Origin of the sequence: Pseudomonas sp. Sample_24, assembly GCF_004307605.1 — a bacterium.
Taxonomy (GTDB): domain Bacteria; phylum Pseudomonadota; class Gammaproteobacteria; order Pseudomonadales; family Pseudomonadaceae; genus Aquipseudomonas.
Genome location: NZ_RCNW01000124.1, coordinates 1 through 5389, shown reverse-complemented (window position 1 = coordinate 5389; position 5389 = coordinate 1). Strand labels below are relative to the sequence as shown.

The 5389-nt window shown below is 58.1% G+C and carries 7 protein-coding genes and 1 pseudogene; 4 read left to right on the top strand and 4 right to left on the bottom strand.

Going from position 1 to position 5389, the window contains the following annotated elements:
- The 3 genes from D8V06_RS06315 to D8V06_RS06305 form a co-directional block, all read left to right on the top strand.
- On the top strand, nt 1–572 hold a 572-nt coding region (locus D8V06_RS06315), incomplete at its 5' end, for an MFS transporter (RefSeq protein WP_130930636.1).
- Nucleotides 573–909: 337 nt separating this feature from the next.
- Nucleotides 910–1164 carry a hypothetical protein gene (locus tag D8V06_RS06310; protein WP_056852700.1) on the top strand — a complete coding sequence of 85 codons (255 nt, stop codon included), beginning with the start codon at nt 910–912 and terminating at the stop codon, nt 1162–1164.
- A gap of 257 nt (nt 1165–1421) precedes the next feature.
- Nucleotides 1422–2051 carry a flavin reductase family protein gene (locus tag D8V06_RS06305; protein WP_130905920.1) on the top strand — a complete coding sequence of 210 codons (630 nt, stop codon included), beginning with the start codon at nt 1422–1424 and terminating at the stop codon, nt 2049–2051.
- On the opposite strand, the gene D8V06_RS06300 is transcribed toward D8V06_RS06305, so the two are convergent.
- Both D8V06_RS06300 and D8V06_RS06295 read right to left on the bottom strand, forming a co-directional pair.
- Nucleotides 2052–2282 (bottom strand): hypothetical protein, encoded by a 231-nt coding sequence (locus D8V06_RS06300; protein WP_056852702.1) that lies wholly within the window; start codon nt 2280–2282, stop codon nt 2052–2054.
- Between the two features lie 41 nt (nt 2283–2323).
- The gene (locus D8V06_RS06295) at nt 2324–2677 is read right to left on the bottom strand and encodes an antibiotic biosynthesis monooxygenase family protein (RefSeq protein WP_130905921.1); all 354 of its coding nucleotides are present in this window, start codon (nt 2675–2677) and stop codon (nt 2324–2326) included.
- A 332-nt stretch (nt 2678–3009) separates the two neighbouring features.
- Between D8V06_RS06295 and D8V06_RS06290 the strand changes: the two genes are divergently transcribed.
- Nucleotides 3010–3939, top strand: coding sequence for an AraC family transcriptional regulator (locus D8V06_RS06290; protein WP_056852704.1), 930 nt, complete (start codon nt 3010–3012; stop codon nt 3937–3939).
- A 151-nt stretch (nt 3940–4090) separates the two neighbouring features.
- Here D8V06_RS06290 and D8V06_RS06285 read toward each other — a convergent pair whose 3' ends face one another.
- Nucleotides 4091–5146, bottom strand: a complete 1056-nt coding sequence (locus D8V06_RS06285; protein WP_130930635.1) for an ABC transporter ATP-binding protein — start codon at nt 5144–5146, stop codon at nt 4091–4093.
- Between the two features lie 18 nt (nt 5147–5164).
- Nucleotides 5165–5389: pseudogene (locus D8V06_RS06280) on the bottom strand (ABC transporter permease); the annotation flags it as partial.

The window sequence follows — 5389 nt, the reverse complement described above, 5'->3', positions numbered from 1 at the left end:
TGACCGTGGTCGGCCTGACCATGGGCGGCACCCTGGCGTTCTACACCTACACCACCTACATGCAGAAATACCTGGTGAACACCGTCGGCATGAGCATCTCCGACTCCACCACCATTTCCGCCGCCACGCTGTTCCTGTTCATGTGCCTGCAACCGGTCATCGGTGGGCTGTCGGATAAAATCGGTCGTCGGCCGATCCTGATTGCCTTCGGCATTCTGGGAACGCTGTTCACCGTGCCGATCCTCACTACCCTGCACACCATCACCACCTGGTGGGGTGCGTTCTTCCTGATCATGGCGGCACTGATCATCGTCAGCGGCTACACCTCGATCAACGCCGTGGTAAAGGCCGAACTGTTCCCGACCGAAATCCGCGCCCTGGGCGTGGGCCTGCCGTACGCACTGACCGTATCGATCTTCGGCGGTACCGCTGAATACATCGCACTGTGGTTCAAGAGCATCGGCATGGAAACCGGTTACTACTGGTATGTCACCGCGTGCATCGCCGTGTCGTTGCTGGTGTACATCACCATGAAAGACACCCGCAAGCATTCGCGGATCGTCACGGACTAAGTCCAGGCGCGCTTCAGCAAAAAGGGCAGACCTTCGGGTCTGCCCTTTTTTTTTGAAAAACACACTGCCGACATTCGCGGCCATTGATTAAACAATTTGTTAACGACACACCACGGCAGATTAATCACGAGTTAATGCTTGCTGACCATCCTCAAACGGCCTGTTCGATCAAGTGCGATACGCCCATTCAGTCCCTGAAAGCGGAACCGTCTGACGGCTTTAATATCTACTTAATCGATTGTTTTTAGCATTATTTTGCGCTTTTTAATCAGTTTAACTGGCGTAGCATGAAACCCATGCCCAAGACACACCACGCCAAAGAATCTGGAGAATGAAGATGAAAACCAAACTGTTCCTCGCCATCGCCCTGTCCGTACTGGCCGCCAACACCTTCGCCGCCGACGGTTTCGACCGCACCGGTTCCGCCGTTGCAGCAGATGGCTACGATCGCACCGGCTCCGCTACTGTCGCCGCTGACGGCTATGACCGTACTGGCTCCGCCACCGTTGCTGAAGACGGCTACGACCGCACCGGCGGCGCCACTGTCGCTGAAGATGGTTATGACCGCACCGGCGGTGCGTCCGTCAGCTAAACCCCAATCCACGGCACCATAGCCCGGCTTCGGCCGGGCCTGGTCTTTTCCAGAGCATTGAAAATTTGTGCACTGATCACAAAATCTGTAGGAGCGAGCCTGCTCGCGATGACTGACTGTCAGTCGATTGAGATGTTGAATGACGGACCGCATCGCGAGCAGGCTCGCTCCTACAGGATTTTTTTCTGACTGGAAATTAGCGGTTTGCCCTTGCACTATGACGCTCTTGCGAATCAAGTCCTCAGGAACAAAAGCCTATGCCCGACGACATCCACTACTACGAACCCGCCAATGGCCACGGCCTGCCCCACGATCCATTCAACGCGATCGTAGGCCCGCGCCCCATCGGCTGGATTTCTTCCCAGGATGCCGAAGGCCGCTTGAACCTGGCGCCGTACAGCTTTTTCAACGCTTTCAACTACATTCCGCCGATCATCGGGTTCTCCAGCGTCGGGCGCAAAGACAGCCTGAACAACATTGAACAGACCGGCGAGTTCGCCTGGAACCTGGCTACTCGGCCATTGGCCGAACAGATGAACCAGAGTTGCGCCATGGTCGAGCCGCAAGTCGATGAATTCGAATTGTCCGGGCTGACCCCCGTGGCGTCGAAAATCATTCAGGTGCCGCGAGTTGCCGAAAGCCCGGTGTCTTTCGAATGCAAGGTCACGCAGATCATTCAGTTGCAACGAGCGGACGGCGATGTGGTGCCGAGTTGGCTGATCCTCGGCGAAGTGGTCGCCGTGCATATCGCCAAATGGCTGCTGAAGGATGGGGTATACGACACCGCCGCGGCAGAACCGATTCTGCGCGGCGGCGGGCCAGCGGATTACTTCCAGCTGGGACCTGAGGCATTGTTCAAAATGTACCGCCCGGGAGCGGTGAAGTAATTACCAGATCAGTTCGCCGTCTTCGCCAACGCCCTTGAGATGGGTCAGTTGCAGGGCGGCGGCTTCGTCCGCTTCCTTGGCGGTCTTGAAGGTCTGCTCTTCCAGCAGTTTGTTGAAACGAGGCGCACCGGAGCCGCCAATGGCTTTGGTCGCGATTGCCGCGTAATACCCGCCTTCACGGGGGATTACGGCCGATACTGCTTCGAAGGTTTCAAAGGCTTTGCGTGCCATGTCGCGCATCCTGGCTGGTTGAGAATGCAGCCATTAAACCCTCAACCGGCCAGTTTGTGTACCGCTACCCCGGACTGACGCAAGGCCTGCGCCTGCGAGACATCCTTGAAGGTGTGGAAATCCAGGCTGTTGACCACCAGTTCCTGCACCAGCTCGGCAAAAATCTCCATGGCCGGGGTGTTGAAATACGCGGTCATCGCCTGTTGATTGCTCCAGAAGCCGGACACCAGCCACAGATCCGGATCGCATTGCGAGTGTTGCAAGGTAAAGCTCAGGCAGCCTGGCGCTGCACGGGACGGCTCGATCAACGCACTCAGGCGCAAACCGAGTTCTTGTGAACGCCCGGCGCGCGCTCGAACGAAAGCCATATGACTGACGGGGATCTGCTTGGACATGGTTCAACCCTCCCGGGGAGTCGAGTGGCAGCCGGGGGACGGGCTGCGACAGGATCAAAGGTTAAGGGCCACTGCGGGTTTTCCGTTAGTCGATTTCTGCCGCCGCGTTGCACAATCCTGCGAAAGTACGCGGGCCGCCTGCAACATTGTGTAAAACACTGTCACGGCTCTGCCTTCTGAGTTTCAAGCAACTTTGGGGCTCTACGCTCTCGCTTGCGGGGTCGAAAAAACATCCTCAAGCAGAATCAGGCAAGCATTCGACAGAATGTGTCTACCGCCGCGGCTTGCACAAACATATGCTTTGCCCCATCACCTTGCCGAGGATGCCTTGCATGTCGTCACTCGATCACTTTGAAGCTGCGCTGGACATCGAGATGGAGAAACAGCGTGCGGAACTGGCGGCGATCATTCGTCGCAACACCGCGGAAGATGGCAGTTATGCCACCGCTGTGGGCTCGCTGTTCATGTCACGCCATAGTCAAAACCACGAATTCGCCCCGGTGCTCGCGCAACCCGCGCTGTGCATCATGGCCCAGGGCCGCAAGGAAGTACGGCTGGCCGATGAGTTCTTCAATTACGACCCGCTCAATTACCTGGTGGTCTCGGTCTCGATGCCGCTCAGTGGTCGAGTGGTGAATGTTTCGGCCGAGGAGCCGATCCTGGCTGTGCGGCTGGACATCGACCCCGCAGAAATCTCCGCGCTGATTGCCGACGCCGGCCCGATCGGTGTGCCAACCCGCCCGACCGGACGCGGCTTGTACGTCGAACGGCTGGACAGCGCGATGCTCGACGCCGTGCTACGCCTGGCACGCTTGCTCGACACGCCGAAGGACATCGCCATGCTCGCGCCCCTGATTCGTCGGGAAATTCTCTATCGGCTGTTGCGCAGCAAGCAGGGGCACAGGTTGTACGAAATCGCCATTGCCAATAGCCAGAGCCATCGCATCAGCCAGGCGATCAAATGGCTCAATGGCAACTTCGAACAGCCACTGCGCATCGATGATCTGGCCAAAGAGGTGAACTTGAGCGTGTCGACGCTGCACCACCGCTTCAAGGCGATGACGGCGATGAGTCCGCTGCAGTATCAGAAACAGCTGCGCCTGCAGGAAGCGCGGCGTTTGATGCTGGCGGAAGGCTTGGAGGCTTCGGCGGCCGGGTATCGCGTGGGGTATGAAAGCCCCTCGCAGTTCAGCCGGGAGTACAGTCGGTTGTTCGGGGCTCCACCCTTGAGGGATTTGGCGCGGTTGCGTTTGAGCGTCTGATCCAGATTTTTTGTTGTTACAGCTGACGCCATCGCTGGCAAGCCAGCTCCCACAGGATTCGTCGGTGTTCACACAATCTTGTGAAAACCACAATCACTGTGGGAGCTGGCTTGCCAGCGATGAGGCCATTTGAGGCAATACGAACCCTGGATCAGGCGCCGAGTACCCGACAAGCCTCGGCAGGAAGGGTCACCGACACCGGACGCCCGACGCTCAAACCGAATCCCTGACACGGCGTGCTCAGCGCAGTGAACGTCACCCCGGAACACTCCACCGTCGTCTCGATGGTCGCGCCGATATCGCGCACAAACGTCACCTTGCCCAGCAAGCGGTTGCCCGCCGTGGCCTGTGGTGCCGACAGTTGCAGGTCTTCCGGGCGGATCAGCATCTTCACTTTCTCGCCAACCACGATGCTGCTGCAGATTGGCACCTTCAGCGCGTCCCCGCCCGGCAAACTCACTTGGCCGTTGCCCAGTACCGTGGCCGGGAAAATATTGCCGGAGCCGATGAAATCCGCGACGAATTCGTTGGCCGGATGACGGTAAATCTCGATTGGCGTACCCACCTGCTGCACCTTGTGCTCACCCAGCACCACGACGATATCGGCCATGGTCATGGCCTCGCGCTGGTCGTGGGTGACCATGATGGTGGTGATGTTCAGACGCTGTTGCAGCTGACGGATTTCCACCTGCATCGACTCACGCAACTTGGCATCGAGCGCCGACAACGGCTCGTCGAGCAGCAGGATTTTCGGGTGCGAAGCAATCGCCCGGGCAATCGCCACGCGCTGGCGTTGGCCGCCCGAGAGTTTGGCGACCGGACGATTGATCATCGGTTGCAGCTGGATCAACTCCAGCAACTCCACCACCCGCGCCTGCTGGTCAGCCTTGCTGACCCCACGCAGTTTCAGCGGATAGGCGATGTTTTCCCCTACCGTCATGTGCGGGAACAATGCCAGGGACTGAAACACCATGCCGAAATTACGCAGGTGCGCCGGGGTATGGCCAATGTCTTCACCGTCGAGGCGTATCTCGCCGCCGCTCAGGGTTTCCAGCCCGGCAATCATGCGCAGCAATGTGGTTTTGCCACAGCCCGAAGGACCGAGGAAACACACCAGTTTGCCCTCGGGCAAATGCAGGTTTACATCTTTTACCGCGCAGGCCGAGCCGTAATGTTTCTCGACGTTTTCCAGAATCAGACCAGACATAAGAATCACCTCAAGAAATCAGAACGAAACGCCACCTTCACCGACCAGTTTTTCGAGTGCCCAAATCAGGACAAAGTCGATCAACACGATCAGCACGGCAAACGAGAAAACGGTGGGGTCGAGCGAAGACACAGTGCGGCTGTACATCCAGATCGGCACGGTCATCACATCGATGGTGTAGAGGAAATAGGTCACGGTGAATTCGTTGAACGAGACGATGAACGCCAGCAGCATGCCCGCCAG